Origin of the sequence: Streptomyces sp. McG3, assembly GCF_018619185.1 — a bacterium.
Taxonomy (GTDB): Bacteria; Actinomycetota; Actinomycetes; order Streptomycetales; family Streptomycetaceae; genus Streptomyces.
Map to the genome: position 1 here is coordinate 1 of NZ_JAAXYC010000196.1, position 15,017 is coordinate 15,017.

Genomic DNA, 15,017 nt, shown 5'->3' on the forward strand with positions numbered 1-15,017 from the left:
GGCCCGCCCCGTCCAGTACGGCGTCGGCGGCCACGACCGGCCGCAGCCCCCGCGCCCCGTACCACTCCCGCCGCCCCGGACCCGCGCGGCCCAGGGTGCGTACGCCCGGCATCAGCAGCCGGGCCGGCACATCGCACAGTGCTGCCCAGAGCGGGCTGCGGGCGAGCGGGGCCGGTACGGCGGACAGCAGCAGGCCGAGGGCGGAACTGCGGCCCGTCCGCAGCCGCAGACGCAGCGGCCCCGCCTCGACGAGCCAGGTGTCGCCGGCGACGGCGACGGTCACGGGCACCACCTCGATCCGGTCGAAGCGGTACGTGGCGGCGACGAAGTCCGCGATCCGCCGGGACGGGGCCAGCAGGACCCGTACGCCGTCGGGATGCTCGACCATGACGTCGCTGAACGCCCCGAACGGCGAACGCGGCCAGTGGCCGACCACCAGCCGGGTACCCGAGGCGGTCCCCACGCCGGCGATCCAGCCGTCGAACCGCAGTCGCTCACCTGTCATACCCACCAGTCTCCCCCGTCGGGGCGACGGGGGAGGACCGGCGACCGGCGCGGCGGGCCCCGCCGCCGTAAGGGCTACTCGAAGCGGGACGTGTCCCCGGCTCCGCGGCGTACGATCTCGGGCTCGTCGCCGGAGAAGTCGATGACCGTGGTCAGCTCGGTGCCGCAGTCGCCCGAGTCGATGACCGCGTCCACCTCGTGGTCGAGCCGCTCCTTGATCTCCCAGCCTTGCGTCAGCGGCTCCTCCTCGTCCGGCAGCAGCAGAGTGCTGGAGAGCAACGGCTCGCCGAGCTCGGCGACCAGGGCCTGGGTCACGACATGGTCGGGGATGCGCACACCGACCGTCTTCTTCTTCGGGTGCAGCAACTGGCGGGGAACCTCCTTCGTCGCCGGAAGGATGAAGGTGTAGCTGCCGGGCGTCGCCGCCTTGACCGCCCGGAACACGTCGTTGTCCACACGCACGAACTGCGACAGCTGCGCGAAGTCGTGGCACACCAAAGTGAAGTGGTGCTTGTCGTCGAGGTTCCGGATCGACCGGATCCGGCCGAGGGCGTCACGGTTGCCCAACTGGCAGCCCAGTGCGTAGCACGAGTCGGTCGGGTACGCGACGAGCGCACCGGACCGGATGCTGTCGACCACCGTGCTGATGGTGCGGGGCTGGGGATTTGCGGGGTGCACGTCGAAGTACTTGGCCATTCGCCGAGCTTACGCGCTCGGGCCGGACCGGTAGAGCCCTCCGCCGGGAAGAGTGGGAGGCGGCCCGTCGTCACGACGGGCCGCCTCTTCTTCCGCTTCGCGCGGTGGAGTTCACCGCCGGGCCGGTCAGACCGCGGCGGCCCCCACCAGCTCGTCCAGTACGTCCTCCATGGTCACGAAGCCGATGACCGTGCCCTTGTCACCGGCGACCGCCGCGAGATGCGTACCGGCGGCACGCATCGCGGTGAGGGTGTCGTCGAGCGGGGTGTCGATCTCGACCCGGATGACGGGGTGGAGGGCGCTCGTGGGCAGCGCCTTGGTGCGCTCCGCGACGCCGAGGGCGTCCTTGATGTGGAAGTAGCCCAGCAGCCCGTCGTCGGGCCCGGTGACCGGCAGCCGCGAGAAACCCGAGGCGACGGCGGCCCGCTCCAGACCCTGCGGGGTGATGCCCAGGTCGACGGTGACGGTCCGGTTCAGCGGGACCATCACCTCGCCGACCGGCCGGGTTCCGAGCTCCAGAGCGTCCCGCAGACGCTCCCCGTCGGCCGGTGCCAGCAGCCCGGCGTCGCTGGAGTCCTTGACCAGCCGTACGAGCTCGTCGTCGGTGAACACCGAGGCGACCTCGTCCTTGGGGTCGACCTTGAGCAGCCGCAGCAGCATGTTGGCGAAGGCGTTGATGCCGAAGATGACCGGGCGCAGCGCCCGGGTCAGGCCGACCAGGGGCGGCCCCAGCGCCAGCGCGGTGGCGACGGGGGCGGCGAGCGCGATGTTCTTCGGGATCATCTCGCCGATGAGCATGTGCAGATACGTCGCCAGCGTCAGCGCGATCACGAAGGCGATCGGGTGGACCAGCGCCTCCGGCACGCCGACCGCGTCGAACGGCGGCTCCAGCAGATGGGCGATGGCCGGTTCCGCGACGGCTCCGAGCACCAGGGAGGAGATGGTGATGCCCAGCTGCGCGGTGGCCATGGCGGCCGACAGGTGTTCGAGGCCCCACAGGGCGCTCTTCGCGCGTCGGCTGCCCCGCATGGCCTGCGGTTCGATCTGACTGCGGCGGACCGAGATGAGGGCGAACTCCGCGCCCACGAAGAACGCGTTGGTGAGGAGGGTGAGCGCGCCGATGGCGAGCTGGATGGCGGTCATCGGGCGTCCTCCTCCACGAGGGCCGGCACCGGTGCGGGCGCGCTGATCCGGACCCGGTCGGCCCGGTGGTGCTCGATGTCGAGCACGTCGAACTGCCAGCCGTCGACCTCCACCCGGTCCGTACGGACCGGGATGCGGGCCAGCTGGTTGGCGAGGAGGCCGGCGAGCGTCTCGTAAGGGCCTTCCGGCGCGCCGAAGCCGATCCGGTCGAGCTGGTCCAGCCTGATGCTTCCCTCGGCCTCCCAGACGGGGCGCCCGTCGCCGAGCGGCTCGGCCGGTGCGAGGTCGGGGCGCTCATGGGGGTCGTGCTCGTCGCGGACCTCGCCGACGACCTCCTCGACGATGTCCTCGACGGTGGCGACCCCCGCCGTACCGCCGTACTCGTCGATCACCACCGCCATCGTCCGGTGCTTGCGCAACTGCGCGAGCAGCCGGTCGACGGGCAGCGAGTCGGGTACGAGGAGCGGCTCGGTCGCCAGGGCCGTGACGGGGGTCCGGCCGCGCTCGGACTCGTCCAGGGCGAGCACATCGCGGATGTGGACCGTGCCGATGACCTCGTCCAGGCTGTCCCGGTAGACCGGGAAGCGGGACAGGCCGGTGGCCAGCGTGAGGTTGGCGGCGTCGGCGGCGGTGGCGTGCGCCTCCAGCGCCCGGACGTCGACGCGCGGCGTCATCACGTTCTCGGCGGACAGCTCCGCCAGGTGCAGGGTGCGGACGAACAGCTCGGCCGAGTCCTGCTCGATGGCGCCCTCGCGGGCGGAGTGCTGAGCGAGCGCGATCAGTTCCTGCGGCGTACGGGCGGAGGCCAGCTCCTCGGCCGGCTCCAGGCCCAGGCGGCGCACGAAACGGTTCGCGGTGTTGTTGAGGTGCCGGATGAGCGGAGCGAAACAGGCTGTGAAGGCCCGCTGCGGGGTCGAGACGACCTTGGCCACCGTGAGCGGGCTGGAGATCGCCCAGTTCTTCGGGACCAGCTCACCGATGACCATGAGGATCACGGTGGAGACGGCCACACCGAGGAGGGTGGCGACCGTGGACACGGCGCCGGCCGGAAGTCCGGCGCCCTCCAGCGGGCCGCGCAGCAGCACCGCGAGGGACGGCTCGGCCAGCATGCCGATGACCAGGGAGGTCACGGTGATGCCGAGCTGGGCGCCGGAGAGCTGGAAGGTGAGCCGCTTGGCTGCCTTCAGCGCGCTCTCGGCACCACGTTCCCCGGCCTTCACGGCGCGTTCGAGCTCGCTGCGCTCGATGGTCGTGAGCGAGAACTCGGCCGCGACGAACACCGCGCAGGCCAGTGTCAGCGCGAGGGCGAGGAGAAGAAGGGCCACTTCGCTCACCGTGTCACCTCCGTCCCCTGGTGCGTGGGGTCAGGGATGACACGGTTCGTACTGGGAGGCTCACCCATTGCGGTGCGCAGCTCCTTCTCTGTTCGGGTCGTCGGGATCGACGGTGGAATGCGGGTGTGAACCCGCCTTATAGATAGTAAAGGGAACGCAAAGCAATGGGGAGTGGCGGGTGTCACACGGAGTGCCGCGCGGGGCGGCCGCGGCATCCGCGGTCTTGATGGCCGGAACTGTGCGGAGTGGTCATGGGCTGGGGAACCCCTTCGCTTCTCTGGAGGTTCTGCCCGGCGAGGTGGCTCACGCACCCTCGATCGCTCATCCGTGGAGATCAGGCTTCCGTGAAGATCACCCATCCGTAGAGACACCCATCCACAGAGATCACCCAGACACAGAAGGAGCGGACGCCGCACATGGTGTTCAAGAAGTTGCTCGGAGCCCTCGGGGTCGGCGGACCCTCGGTCGACACCGTTCTGGAGCCCGGCCCCGCATCGCCCGGAGGTCTCCTCACCGGAGAGGTCCGCCTGCGGGGCGGCGGATCGGACGTGACGGTCGACCGGATCTCGCTTCTCCTCGTCGCCCGGGTCGAGATGGAGAACCAGGACGAGGAGCAGGAGGGCACGGTCGTCCTCGAACGGTTCACCGTCGGCGGTGGATTCCGGCTGGCGGAGGAGGCCGAGCACACGGTGCCGTTCACCGTCACCCTGCCATGGGAGACACCGATCACCGAGCTCCACGGCCAGCACCTCGGCCCCGTGCTCGGCATCCGGACGGAGCTGGAGGTCGCGGGAGCGCGGGACAAGGGCGACCTCGACGCGCTCGCGGTGGGACCGCTGCCCGTGCAGGAAGCGATCCTGGAGGCCTTCGGGCAGCTCGGTTACGCGTTCAGGGCGGCCGACCTGGAGCTCGGACACATCCGGGGCACCGGTCAGCAACTGCTACCAGGAGATCGAGATCCTCCCGCCGGCCGGTCACGCGCACGCCGTCAACGAGATCGAGGTGAGCTTCATCGCCGCACCGGGCGGTCTGGAGGTCGTGATCGAGGCGGACAAGCGCGCCGGACTGTTCTCCGACGGCCACGACACGGTCCACCGCTTCACGGTCTCGCACCACGCGGTCCCGCACACCGACTGGAACGCCCAGGTCGACGCCTGGCTGAAGGAGGTCATCGCCGGTCATGTGACCCGTGCCGTGCCGTCTTCTGGCGCCGAACACCACGGTGACCGGCGTGGGTCGGGTCCCGGTGGGGGTGCGGTGGTGGCCGGGGTCGCGGCGGGCGTGGCCGTCGGTGTCGTCGGCGGCATGGTCGCCGCCGAGGTCGTCGACGAGATCGGCGACGCCTTCGAGGAGGAGGAAGGCGACGAGGGCGCGGAGGGCGACGAGGGCTGACCCTCCCGTCCCCGTGCGGTCCGGCGCGGCGGGCGGGATGTCTTCCGCCCGCCGCGCCCGCCCCCGCCGGTTACCCCGTCGATCGGTTCCGTCTCGCAGACGGCTGCCTCAGCCGGACGGCCGGCGGGTCCCGTGCGGGGCCAGACGGTCGGCGAGAGCGTCCAGATCCGGCATGAACCAGATGTCCCGGCCCCGATTGGCCTCGCGGACGAGGTCGGGGAGGGCCGAACTGGCCGACAGGTGATGGCCGATGTCCCCGAGGACGACGAGGCGGAGTCGGTAGTTCGCGAACTTCTGCAGGATGGCTCCGGCGAGGCCGGTGCTCAGGTCGAAGAAGCGGTCGTCCAGTCGGCCGGACGGCACCGCGACCACCTCCGCACACGCGAACGCGGCCCCGATCAGATGGTCGAGGGCGTCCTGAACGTCGGCGATGGTGGCTCCGTCGGCGTCGCACACCAGGACCGGAACGCCGTGGTACTCGAAGACGTCAGACACGGTCCGCTCCCCGTGTGGACGTGGAGGCGGAGGCGAACAGGCCGCTGTCCGGGCCCACCAGGCCGTCGATCATGTGCAGCAGATCGGCGGTGGCGGCGGCGCCGCCGAGAATGACGATCTTCATCCGGGTTCGCTCCTCGTCGTAGACCGTCTGGATGCGCAGAGGCTCCGACACGTCCCGCCCGGACTGCGCGCCCGCCGTGACGAACGTGCTCAGCCGGTGCGCGGCGTCCGGACCGAGCGCGTCGATCTGCACGATGCTGGACACCTCGGCATGCCCCGGCGCGGATGTCGGTTCCGGGGCCGTGTCGTCGGTCGGCCGCCCGGTCAGGGCGGCCAGATCCTCCTTGTTGATCCGGTACTGCTTGCCGATCCGGACAGCCTTGAGCCGGCCGTCGCGTACGTAGTTCCGCACGGTCCGCACATGCAGCCCCAGCAGCTCGGCCACCTCGCCGACCGAGTAGAGCTCCCGCTCGTCATTCCCCATGAATCCGTATCCTACGTTAAACAGCTCTCCTTGGATGCTTTTGAGTGAAGATAGAGTTCTTTAGGGAACATCGCGGCTCGGGGTCACTCGCGCCGGACGTGCTCGGCGGGTGCGACGAGGCCCCGCGTAGGACAGTGGAAAAGCCCCGGTAGCGAGGTGGGAAACGAACGGCCGCCCACGGACAAGGAATCCCATGAACCCCGAACGCCGGCCGCCCGATCCGCGGCACCAGCGCCCCGAAGGCGTGACCGACACGACCGTCGAGGCCCTCGGGGCGCTCTCGAAGGCGCTGGAGACCGCCGAGCGTGCCCGTGGCGCCCTCTACGACTTCCATCAGCTCACCGGGAGCGCCGACCTCGCGCTCGACGGCGCCGTGCGACTGCTCCGCGCCGCCGGGCACGGACACCACGCCGAGCGCGTCGAACGCGAGATCCTCGGCCGCAACGTGATCCCCGGGCACTGGACGTTCCAGATCGTCGAGGAGTACAACGCCACCTACTACGACGTGTTCCGGACGATCGAGGATGAGATCAGGCGGGAGCTCGCCGAGGGGCGCGATCACCTCTACGAGGCCGAGATGAAGGCGGCCCGGCGGACCGAGGGCATCCGGACCACACCCCCGAGTGACGGGCGGTCGCCGTCCTCCGGGAACCCGCCCTCCCGCCGTCACCGAACGTAGCCGCACGAGATGCGGACCCGACGGACTCCGGTGACGCTGGGGCTCCGGTCGCGCACGCAACGTTGGTTGCCGACGGAGGACCGAAGACGGAGGACACCCCCATGAACCTGCACGACACCCCGATGGAGCGAGCCCGCCGCAACCGTGAACGCGCCGAGGAACTGGGCCGTGCCGCAGACCGGGCCACCGACCCCGAGCACCGGCAGCGGCTGCGGGAGAAGGCGCTGCGGCTGCTGCGCGAGGAGCCGACGGCCGAGCCCCGCCCTTCCTGAAGGCCTGTCGACGTGGTCGCTTTTGAACGCGACCACGTCCTAGTCCCTGACTTTGAGGAAGCGCATCCGGGTCGCGCCATTGCTGTCGGTGCCGCCGGCCTCGGCGTCGGAGATCTTGCCGCCGGTGAGGACGAACATCAGGTGCAGGCGGACCGTCCGTGGGCCGGAGGCGACCGCGTACTCGGTCATGATGTGTGTGGTTCCGCCCTGCTGCTCCTGCCTCGCCGCGTTGATCGCCGCGATCTGGGTGAAGCTCGTCAGGAGGGTGTCCGTGGTCTCGTCCCTGAGCCAGCCGATGATGTAGCCGCTGCCGCCGGTGGCGGACCCGAGCGCGTACCGTACGTCGCTGTCGATGTGGTAGACGCCGGCTTCCGGGAGCACGATGTCGGACTCGGGGACACCGGCACGTCGCTACCGGTCCGGGCCAGGAGGTCGGCGTGCTGCCGCTCGGCGTTGAGGAACGCGCTCACCGGCGTGAGGCGGGCGCCGATCTCCCACCTCTCGGGGCAGCCGGGCGCCCCCGTGACATCGATGTCCACCGACCGTTCGACGCCGCTGTTGCCGCCGGGAGCGAGACCCGTCAGATCGATCCGCGGCACGAGCAGCCCGCCGGTCGTGTTCCGTGCGGCATTGCACGGGGAGGGGTCCAGCGAAGGCGTGTCGGGTGCGTACAGGCAACCGTCGCTGCCCCGGGTGATGGCGTTGTCCCGGTCGGTGGAGATGCACGGAGGGCGGGCGGTGGCGCAGCCGTCCTGGCAGGAGGCGACCGGGATGACCGGCGGTACCGGGGCGTAGGGGGTCGAGCCGTCGAGGGTGTCGGCCGTGCAGGTGACCGTGCCGTCGCAGTCGCGGCAGGTCGTACGGAGGAAGGGTCTGCCGCAGCCCGGGGCGGACGCCTGGACGGTGAGGACGAAGCTGTCGACGGTCCACTGCTTGGGGCCGACCCGGCAGCCTTCGTCGTTGCCCGTCTCCAGGTTGAGCTCGACGACGATCTTTCCCGCGAGGACGTCCGCGAGGGGCACGGTGGTCGGTGGGATGACGCCGTTTTCGTCTCCACCCGCCGGCAGATCGGGTGGGCCCAGGAGATCGGTGCGGACCGGGGTCGTGCCGTTCCACAGGGCGAAGCGGCCGTAGAGCCGGCAGGCCGGGTTCCTGCCGTCGTTGTGGACATGGACCGAGGCGCTGATCGTGACCTCGGTGGGGTTGCCGCGCAGGGACGCGGGGTCGATGTGCACGACGCCGGCGAGCCAGGTGTGCTGGCCGTTGTGCGTCCCGTCGTCGGCCGGGAACACTCCCGTACCGCTGTTCAGGATGGTCCGGGCGACGACAGGGTCCAGCGCTGCATGGGTGTTGGCGATGGTGTAGTACGGCGTCGGGTCGGTGGTGCTCGCGGTCGCTGTGACCCGGTACGGCGCGGAATCACGCAGTGGGGTCGTCTCGCAGTGCTCGCAGGGCTTGGAGCCGGGACAAGCCACGGGAGGGCAGGCCGGCTTGGAGGGCCGACAGTCGCCGATCATGATCGGTGACTGCCCGCAGCCGCATGCGCTCATGGGTCAACTCCATCGGGAAGGAGGGGTGTTGGTGGTTCCACTGAGCTCCGTGCAGCCGAGGAGTGGAAGAAGACCGTCCGGCGGCCCGTTCGCCGCGGGTGTGTCCGACATGGCGGACGTCGACCGTCATCCAGCCGCGTGTTGCCGCAGCCGGTCATGTCCTCGGGATGGGAAGGGGAGAAAGTCCATGTCGGCCCACACCTGCGATTCCGCTACTGGGCGAACCGCTCAGGGCGCTCGGACATCGACCTACCTGATGCTCGGTCACGTGTCTTCTTCGTTGCCATCTCCACGGTACTGTCCCGCGATCTGTCCGGCATTACCCCGTTAGAGTGGATGATTCCCCGTCGAGGCGGCAGAGCGCTCGCACTCCTGCAGGCGTCTCGTCGGTCCTCGGGAAATGTCGATTGCCCGGGCGGTCGTCGCCCGGGTAGCGTCACGCGCCGTGACCCCGACCCTGCGCACCGAGAGGCTCCTGCTGGAGCCGTACGTCCCCGAGGACGAAGAGGGCTTCGTCGCCCTGTTCCAGGACACCGAGGTGTCCCGGTGGATGGGTGACGGCCCTTCCACCGAGGCGGAGGACCGGGCCCTGTTCGGGCGGGTCTTCACCAAGGTGTACGCCCAGGACCTGTTCGCCGTCTGGGCCGTGCGGCGCGAGGGGATCCTCGTCGGGCACGCCGAGATCAAGCGGACCGATGCCGTCGACGGCCACGAGATCATCTATGCCCTGGCCCCCACCGCATGGGGATCCGGACTGGGAACCGAGTTGGCGCAGGCCGTCGTCGCCCACGGTTTCGGCACCCTCGGGCTGACCGAGGTCCACGCCACGGTCGCCGCCGGGAACGAGGCCTCGCTGACCCTGCTGCGCGGAATCGGCTTCGAGCACACGAGGGACATCGAGGTGGACGACGGCAGTACCACCCGCGTGCTGACCCGTCTCCGCTGAGGCGACGAACGCGCCCTTCACCCGGGCCGGGCCCGCGGAGCCGCCCGATGCCCGCCCCGTCCGGCACGACATCGGCATCCTCGCCGCCACGACATCAACGGGCTTCCGCCCGCCGGGGGTTCACCCAGCAGGTGCCACGATCGCACCCTCCACGCCATGACGCTTCAGGGCGTCGGCGACGAAACCGACCGCCTTCATCTCCTCCACGAACGACGCCAGCAGCTCCTGCGCCGCCGCCCCTCGCCCGGCCGGCACCCCCATGGCCTGCCGGATGACCATGAAGCGCCCCGGCAGCACCCGTACGCCCCCGGCCCGCGTGGCCTCGGCCTCCAGCAACTGCCGGATACCGGCGGCCACCTCGACCTCACCCGCCCGCAGGGCCGCGAGCGCGCGAGGGGCGCCCTCCAGCCGGACGATCTCGGCCCGGCGGACCTCGCGGGTGAGGAAGAGGTCGTACGCGGACCCGGCCCCGACCGAGACCCGGGTGCCCTCGTGGTCCACCTGGCCGTTCTCGGAGACTCGGGACGCCTCCGGCACCAGATACGCGCCCTCGATGAGGACGTACGGGGCGGTGAACCGCAGCCCCTCGCCACGGGCGGGATCGACCGCGAAGAATCCGATGTCCGCCCGCTCGGCCCGCACCGCGTCGACCGACAGCGCGGCCCTCTCGAAGGCCACCAGCTCGACGGGCACCCCGAGCCGCCGCCCGAACTCCCTCGCGAGGTCGACGGAGACCCCGGCCGGCTCGCCGCTCGCCGGATCCCGGTGGGCCAGGATCGGGTTGCCGAGGTTGATCGAGGCACGCAGGGCGCCGCCGGGCGCGAACGTGGGGGCGAGGGCGGGAGACACCGGCTGCTGAGTCATGGCGCCGAGTCTACGAGTGAGCCCGGCGCGGTCGAGGGGCGTACGGAACGGCATGAGGGGCGTACAGGACGGCTGCCCCTTTGCCCGTCGCGGCCGAAGGAGGCGCGGGTCCCGCCGTCGCCCGGGGCTTCAGGCCCCCACCGTGCCGTCCACCCCTTCCCGCAGCAGGTCCGCGTGACCGTTGTGGCGGCCGTACTCCAGCAGGACGTGCACCATGACCATGCGCAGCGACACGTCCTTGTCCCAGCGCGGCTGACGCCCCACCAGATCCAGTGAGGCCGCCTCCCGTTCGATGCGCCGCGAGGTCTCGACCTCAGCCTCCCAGGCGGCGAACGCCTCGGCCCGGGTCGAGGTGCTCGCGTCGTACGCCGCCTGGAAGTCGAAGGGCTTCCCGGACCACACCATGGGGGCCGCCCCGTCCTCGAACACCCGCCGGAACCAGGCGCGTTCCACTTCGGCCAGATGCCGCACCAGAGCCAGCAGGGACAAGGCGGACGGCGGCATCGACCGCTCGCGCAACTCGTCGTCGCCCAGCCCCGCGCACTTCATGGCGAGGGTCTCCCGCTGGTAGTCGAGGAAGGCCCGCAGCGTCTCGCGCTCGCTCCCCAGCAGTGGAGGCGCGATCCGGTCGTCGTCCGTCATGATGATGTTCCCCAGTCCGTGTTCCGGCCGACAGTATGACCGGCCGGCGTCCGCCCGGCCTGATCCCGACGACAGACTCCGGAGTGGTGAGGCATGGACGAGACGGAACTGCTGCGACGCTCCCACGGGCCGGTGACCCGGGACCGGATCCGGGACGACCTGGCCGCGCTCGGCCTCGCCCCGGGCGACACCGTGATGTTCCATACGCGGCTGTCCGCGATCGGCTACGTCCCCGGCGGCCCCCAGACCGTCATCGACGCCCTGCTGGACGTGGTGGGGCCGACCGGCACGCTGCTGGTCACCTGCGGCTGGAACGACGCTCCGCCCTACGGCTTCACCGACTGGCCCCGCGCCTGGCAGGAGGCCGTGCGCGCCCACCACCCCGCGTTCGACCCGGGGACGAGCGAGGCCGAGCACGCCAACGGCCGTCTTCCGGAGGCCCTGCGCCGCAGGCCCGGGGCCGTACGCAGCCGTCACCCCGACGTGAGTCTCGCGGCACTCGGCGCCTCGGCCGCCGCCCTGATGGACGCCCACCCCTGGGACGACCCGCACGGTCCCGGCAGCCCGCTGGCGCGTCTGGTGGCCCTCGGCGGCCGGGTGCTGCTGCTCGGCGCGCCCCGGGACACGATGACGCTGTTGCACCACGCGGAGGCGCTGGCCCAGGCCCCCGGCAAACGGTTCGTGACGTACGAACAGCCCATCGAGGTGGAGGGCGAGCGGGTCTGGCGCGCCTTCCGGGACATCGACTCCGAACACGGTGCGTTCGACTACTCCTCGGCTGTGCCCGAGGGGCAGGACCCCTTCTCGGCGATCGTCGGGAGCATGCTCGCCGCGGGCGTCGGGCGGGAGGGCTTCGTCGGGGCGGCCAGGAGCCATCTGTTCGACGCCGCCCCGGCCGTGGAGTTCGGCGTCCGCTGGATCGAGGAACACCTGAACGTCCCGGCCGACTGAACCCGCCTGCCGAAACCCCGCTCCGGAACCGACCGCCGACGCGGTTCAGGGCAGCCGTACCTTGACCGTCTGCGTCGCCCCGCGCGTCCCGGAGAGGTCGCCGAAGACGAGGCGCAGCGACGTCCCCGTGGTCGCCGATGTCACCGTCGCCGGCTTCGACACGACCGAGGCGACGGCCCGGTTCCACGTGAGCGTCAGGCTCGTACGCGTCCGCATGGGGTCGCTCACGCATACCGTCGCCGTTCCGTCGGCGTGCTCGGTGACCATCACCGAGCACGGGGCGTCCGCCACCAGCGGTCCGACGCTCCCGCCGAACCAGAAGTTGACGGCGGTCAGCCCGAGCCGGTCGACCGCCACCCCCTGCTGATCGTCCGTGTTGGCGAGCACGCGCAGCCAGCCGCTGTCCGCCGCCCGTGCCGCCGTGCGCTGTTCGGACGCGCCGGGCAGGAGCTGGTACGCGTACGTGGCGTCCGACGGGTCCCGGCCGTGGTCGAACCAGAGGGTGAGGTATTTCCGGGAGACCGGATCGGTGGAGCCCGCCGTGTTGATGTCGCGCCAGCGGCCCGTCCGGTCCTCCCGCAGCGCCTTCACGGCGGCCCCGCCCGTGAAGACGTAGCCGCCGTGCCCGGCGAGATGCGCCCAGGACGCTCCGGTCAGGGTCGCCGACCAGGGGAACGTGAGAGGTTTGACCGAGCCGTCGACGGTGAACGGGGCGTTGCCCGTCGGCCCGAGATTGCGGTTGTCGACGGTCGTCTCCACCACCGCGCCGTCGCGGCCGTGGATGCCCGCGCCCAGGCACACGACGGTGTCGTCGAGGAAGAACCACGACTTCTTCGCCATCAGCGTGCTGGAGAGTCCCTTGAGGTACTGGCCCACGGCGGCCCGCTTCCCGTCGGTGACCCCGCCGACCCAGTTCACATCGGGGAGTGAGGTGCCCCAGTCGCCGCCCGCCCCGTCGGCGAGCACCTTGCGCGAGGCCGTGGTGCCGGGCAGCCGGTACGGGTCGACGGTGGGCCAGAACGCGTCGCTGTACTGGCCGTTGGCGAAGGTGTCGCCCCACCAGGAGAGCATCCCCGACCCGGTGTGCCAGCCGCGCAGGTTCTCGCCGTTGCCGGTCTCGTAGTAGGTGATGCGCCGGTCGGCCATGCTCAGCGACACCGCCCAGCCCGGACGGCGGTGGGTGGCCCGTGCCATGTCGGGGAAGAGCCGGTGGCCCTCCGGCTCGGGGACCGGGGTGAGCGAGGTGTCGTCCAGGACGTCCTTGATCCGGGCCAGCGCGGTGAGCGCGAGCGAGGGGTTGCTCAGCGGCGGGCTGTAGTAGTCGCGCTGCGCCCAGCCCTTGACGAGCCCCCGCCACCGGTTGTTCTCCGCGTCCGACGCGCCCCGGCCCAGCAGTACGACGGAGGCGAGGATCGGGTGTCCGCGCCGGTGGTCGTCGACCTCGCCCCGGCTGATGGCACGCCCCGCGACGGCGTCCATGACGAGGCCGTTGAAGAGGAACGGGGCCCAGGCGTTCTCCACCGCGTCGAACACCACCTGCCGCTTCGGGTCGGTGACCTCCCAGGTGGTCCCCTTGAGCAGCGCGAACAGCAGGCCGAGTCCGCCGAGCATCACCGATCCGTAGCTGCCGGTGTACGGCACGGTGGTGTGCTGGATGAACGAGCCGTCGGCGTACAGGCCGTCGCCCCTGGTCACCAGGGGGAAGACGGGGGAGAGGGCGTCCCGGGCCAGGGCGATCTTCGCCGCGTTCCCTCCGACGACGCCGCGCAGGGCCAGGACCCGGCACAGGTCGACCCGGTTCGCCCCGGTGCTGGTCCCGGTGTACGAGGCGACCGTCGAGTCCGGTACGAAATGGTCGACGGCGGCGCAGTAGCGCGTGAGCCGTTCCGGGGCGATGGCGTCGTACATCAGCACGCACACGTCCAGCAGGGCCTGCGGCGCGCCGATCTGCCAGCTGTACCAGTTTCCGTACCGGGCCCGGCCGTCGTTGTAGACCTGGGTGTTGAGGTGCTCCAGGCCGGTGAGCACCGCATCGCGCAGCCCGGTGTTCCCGGTCAGGCCGGTGCCCTGCTGGCGGTAGGCCTGGGCCAGGGTGTTCAGACGGATGAAGCTGTCGGCCATCCGTCCGGAGAAGACGTACGACTCGGCGTCCGTGTCCGGGTCCGGATCCGCGAACACCGCGTCGGGCCAGAGCGAACCCTCCGCAGGCGCCATGGTCTCCAGCAGGCGCGAGGCCTTCGCGCCGAGATCGGCCAGTCGGCTCCTGAAGGGTTCGGCGGTCGGGCTGAACCCCTCGCCGAGGATCAGCGCGCTCCAGGTGGTGCGGAGCGCCGCGTACGCATCGTCCTCGGGGGCGGCCGTGGCTGCGCCGGGCGTGGCGAGCGTCAGCGCTCCGCCGCCCACGGCGGTGAGCGCCGCTGAGGTGGCCAGGAAGGTACGGCGGGACCAGGCAGAAGTCATGGGGGAGCTCCGGGTCGGTGACGTGTCTCCGCCGGGAACCCGGCGCGCTGGGCGCTGAACTGTTCCCGGGATCCGACTGTTCTGAGCGGGCGGGCACTTTCTAGCAGCCGCTGGACGACTCGCTCAATGACTTTGGCCGAATTGATCGTATCGATCGTTTCTCGGGGAGTGTATGTCCGGTCCGGTCGTGAACCGGCGTGCGCCCGTCGCACCGGGGCAAAACCCCGCTCGGATCGTTTCGAGCGGATGTGATCGATATGGTTGAGGCGTGCCGGACGGGTCCCGGGAGGCAGCCGTGCGGGAACAGGGGTCCGAGCGGTTGCCGTCGCCCGGGCGGTGGCCGATCGGCCACCGGAACACCGTCAGGCCCGAGCCCAGCCGTCTCCGACTCCAGGGGGATCCATGCGACTGCACGTCGACCAGCGCCACGAGCGGGTGCTCGAGCTCGTCCGCGAGCGCGGCAGCCTGCGCGTCGCCGAACTCGCCGAGGAACTCGGCATGTCCGCCGTCACCCTGCGCCGGGACGTCGAGGCGCTGGCCGCGCAGGGCCTGGTGGAGCGGCTGCACGGTGCGGTGGTGTGGCCCACCGGGCAGTCCCGGCC

Annotated in this window: 15 protein-coding genes and 2 pseudogenes; 6 read left to right on the forward strand and 11 right to left on the reverse strand. The window is 71.1% G+C overall.

The features are described from left to right. The 4 genes from HET64_RS26135 to HET64_RS26150 all read right to left on the reverse strand — a co-directional run. Positions 1-505 (reverse strand): hypothetical protein (locus HET64_RS26135; protein WP_215109587.1); only part of this gene is annotated, 505 nt, incomplete at its 3' end. A 74-nt stretch (positions 506-579) separates the two neighbouring features. After that, positions 580-1,200, reverse strand: coding sequence for an L-threonylcarbamoyladenylate synthase (locus tag HET64_RS26140; protein ID WP_215109589.1), 621 nt, complete (start codon positions 1,198-1,200; stop codon positions 580-582). 126 nt (positions 1,201-1,326) lie between these two features. Beyond that, positions 1,327-2,343: a hemolysin family protein gene (locus HET64_RS26145; protein ID WP_215109591.1), complete on the reverse strand. Its 1,017-nt coding sequence runs from the start codon at positions 2,341-2,343 to the stop codon at positions 1,327-1,329. Continuing rightward, a complete protein-coding gene (locus tag HET64_RS26150) occupies positions 2,340-3,677 on the reverse strand; it encodes a hemolysin family protein (protein ID WP_215109593.1) in 1,338 nt (445 codons plus the stop codon). The genes HET64_RS26145 and HET64_RS26150 overlap by 4 nt, the downstream gene beginning before the upstream one ends. Before the next feature lie 416 nt (positions 3,678-4,093). Between HET64_RS26150 and HET64_RS26155 the strand changes: the two are divergent. Beyond that, positions 4,094-5,069: pseudogene (locus HET64_RS26155) on the forward strand (sporulation protein). Positions 5,070-5,177: 108 nt separating this feature from the next. On the opposite strand, the gene HET64_RS26160 reads toward HET64_RS26155, so the two are convergent. Together HET64_RS26160 and HET64_RS26165 are read right to left on the reverse strand one after the other, a co-directional pair. Next, positions 5,178-5,564 carry a DUF4180 domain-containing protein gene (locus tag HET64_RS26160; RefSeq protein ID WP_215109595.1) on the reverse strand — a complete coding sequence of 129 codons (387 nt, stop codon included), beginning with the start codon at positions 5,562-5,564 and terminating at the stop codon, positions 5,178-5,180. Continuing rightward, positions 5,557-6,051, reverse strand: coding sequence for a helix-turn-helix domain-containing protein (locus HET64_RS26165; RefSeq protein WP_215109597.1), 495 nt, complete (start codon positions 6,049-6,051; stop codon positions 5,557-5,559). The genes HET64_RS26160 and HET64_RS26165 overlap by 8 nt, the downstream gene beginning before the upstream one ends. 193 nt (positions 6,052-6,244) lie before the next feature. On the opposite strand from HET64_RS26165, the pseudogene HET64_RS26170 reads away from it, so the two are divergent. Further along, positions 6,245-6,678, forward strand: a pseudogene (locus HET64_RS26170) (hypothetical protein). Between the two features lie 153 nt (positions 6,679-6,831). Beyond that, entirely contained in the window at positions 6,832-7,002 is a 171-nt protein-coding gene (locus tag HET64_RS26175; RefSeq protein ID WP_215109599.1) for a DUF6381 family protein, read from the forward strand. Positions 7,003-7,041: 39 nt separating this feature from the next. Here HET64_RS26175 and HET64_RS39250 read toward each other — a convergent pair whose 3' ends face one another. Both HET64_RS39250 and HET64_RS26180 read right to left on the reverse strand, forming a co-directional pair. Next, complete coding sequence (locus tag HET64_RS39250; protein ID WP_251145887.1) at positions 7,042-7,191, reverse strand: hypothetical protein; 150 nt, start codon at positions 7,189-7,191, stop codon at positions 7,042-7,044. A 68-nt stretch (positions 7,192-7,259) separates the two neighbouring features. Then, complete coding sequence (locus HET64_RS26180; RefSeq protein ID WP_251145888.1) at positions 7,260-8,552, reverse strand: hypothetical protein; 1,293 nt, start codon at positions 8,550-8,552, stop codon at positions 7,260-7,262. 445 nt (positions 8,553-8,997) lie between these two features. On the opposite strand from HET64_RS26180, the gene HET64_RS26185 reads away from it, so the two are divergent. Further along, a complete protein-coding gene (locus HET64_RS26185; protein ID WP_308370382.1) occupies positions 8,998-9,498 on the forward strand; it encodes a GNAT family N-acetyltransferase in 501 nt (166 codons plus the stop codon). Positions 9,499-9,618: 120 nt separating this feature from the next. On the opposite strand, the gene HET64_RS26190 is transcribed toward HET64_RS26185, so the two are convergent. Together HET64_RS26190 and HET64_RS26195 are read right to left on the reverse strand one after the other, a co-directional pair. Next, positions 9,619-10,362 (reverse strand): transporter substrate-binding domain-containing protein, encoded by a 744-nt coding sequence (locus tag HET64_RS26190; RefSeq protein WP_215109603.1) that lies wholly within the window; start codon positions 10,360-10,362, stop codon positions 9,619-9,621. Between the two features lie 129 nt (positions 10,363-10,491). Continuing rightward, positions 10,492-11,004, reverse strand: a complete 513-nt coding sequence (locus HET64_RS26195) for a DinB family protein (protein ID WP_215109605.1) — start codon at positions 11,002-11,004, stop codon at positions 10,492-10,494. A 93-nt stretch (positions 11,005-11,097) separates the two neighbouring features. Between HET64_RS26195 and aac(3) the strand changes: the two genes are divergently transcribed. Beyond that, positions 11,098-11,955 (forward strand): aminoglycoside 3-N-acetyltransferase, encoded by an 858-nt coding sequence (gene aac(3) / locus HET64_RS26200; protein ID WP_215109607.1) that lies wholly within the window; start codon positions 11,098-11,100, stop codon positions 11,953-11,955. Positions 11,956-12,000: 45 nt separating this feature from the next. Here aac(3) and HET64_RS26205 read toward each other — a convergent pair whose 3' ends face one another. Next, complete coding sequence (locus HET64_RS26205; RefSeq protein WP_215109609.1) at positions 12,001-14,415, reverse strand: polysaccharide lyase 8 family protein; 2,415 nt, start codon at positions 14,413-14,415, stop codon at positions 12,001-12,003. Between the two features lie 402 nt (positions 14,416-14,817). Between HET64_RS26205 and HET64_RS26210 the strand changes: the two genes are divergently transcribed. Beyond that, a partial coding sequence (locus tag HET64_RS26210; protein ID WP_164218844.1) for a DeoR family transcriptional regulator occupies positions 14,818-15,017 on the forward strand: 200 nt, incomplete at its 3' end.

Bases quoted from the DNA above. Each gene is read 5' to 3' on its own strand.
- HET64_RS26140 (WP_215109589.1), bottom strand. From the start codon at position 1,200: ATGGCCAAGTACTTCGACGTGCACCCCGCAAATCCCCAGCCCCGCACC.
- HET64_RS26145 (WP_215109591.1), bottom strand. From the start codon at position 2,343: ATGACCGCCATCCAGCTCGCCATCGGCGCGCTCACCCTCCTCACCAAC.
- HET64_RS26165 (WP_215109597.1), bottom strand. From the start codon at position 6,051: ATGGGGAATGACGAGCGGGAGCTCTACTCGGTCGGCGAGGTGGCCGAG.
- HET64_RS26175 (WP_215109599.1), top strand. From the start codon at position 6,832: ATGAACCTGCACGACACCCCGATGGAGCGAGCCCGCCGCAACCGTGAA.
- HET64_RS39250 (WP_251145887.1), bottom strand. From the start codon at position 7,191: ATGACCGAGTACGCGGTCGCCTCCGGCCCACGGACGGTCCGCCTGCAC.
- HET64_RS26180 (WP_251145888.1), bottom strand. From the start codon at position 8,552: ATGAGCGCATGCGGCTGCGGGCAGTCACCGATCATGATCGGCGACTGT.
- HET64_RS26190 (WP_215109603.1), bottom strand. From the start codon at position 10,362: ATGACTCAGCAGCCGGTGTCTCCCGCCCTCGCCCCCACGTTCGCGCCC.
- HET64_RS26195 (WP_215109605.1), bottom strand. From the start codon at position 11,004: ATGACGGACGACGACCGGATCGCGCCTCCACTGCTGGGGAGCGAGCGC.
- HET64_RS26205 (WP_215109609.1), bottom strand. From the start codon at position 14,415: ATGACTTCTGCCTGGTCCCGCCGTACCTTCCTGGCCACCTCAGCGGCG.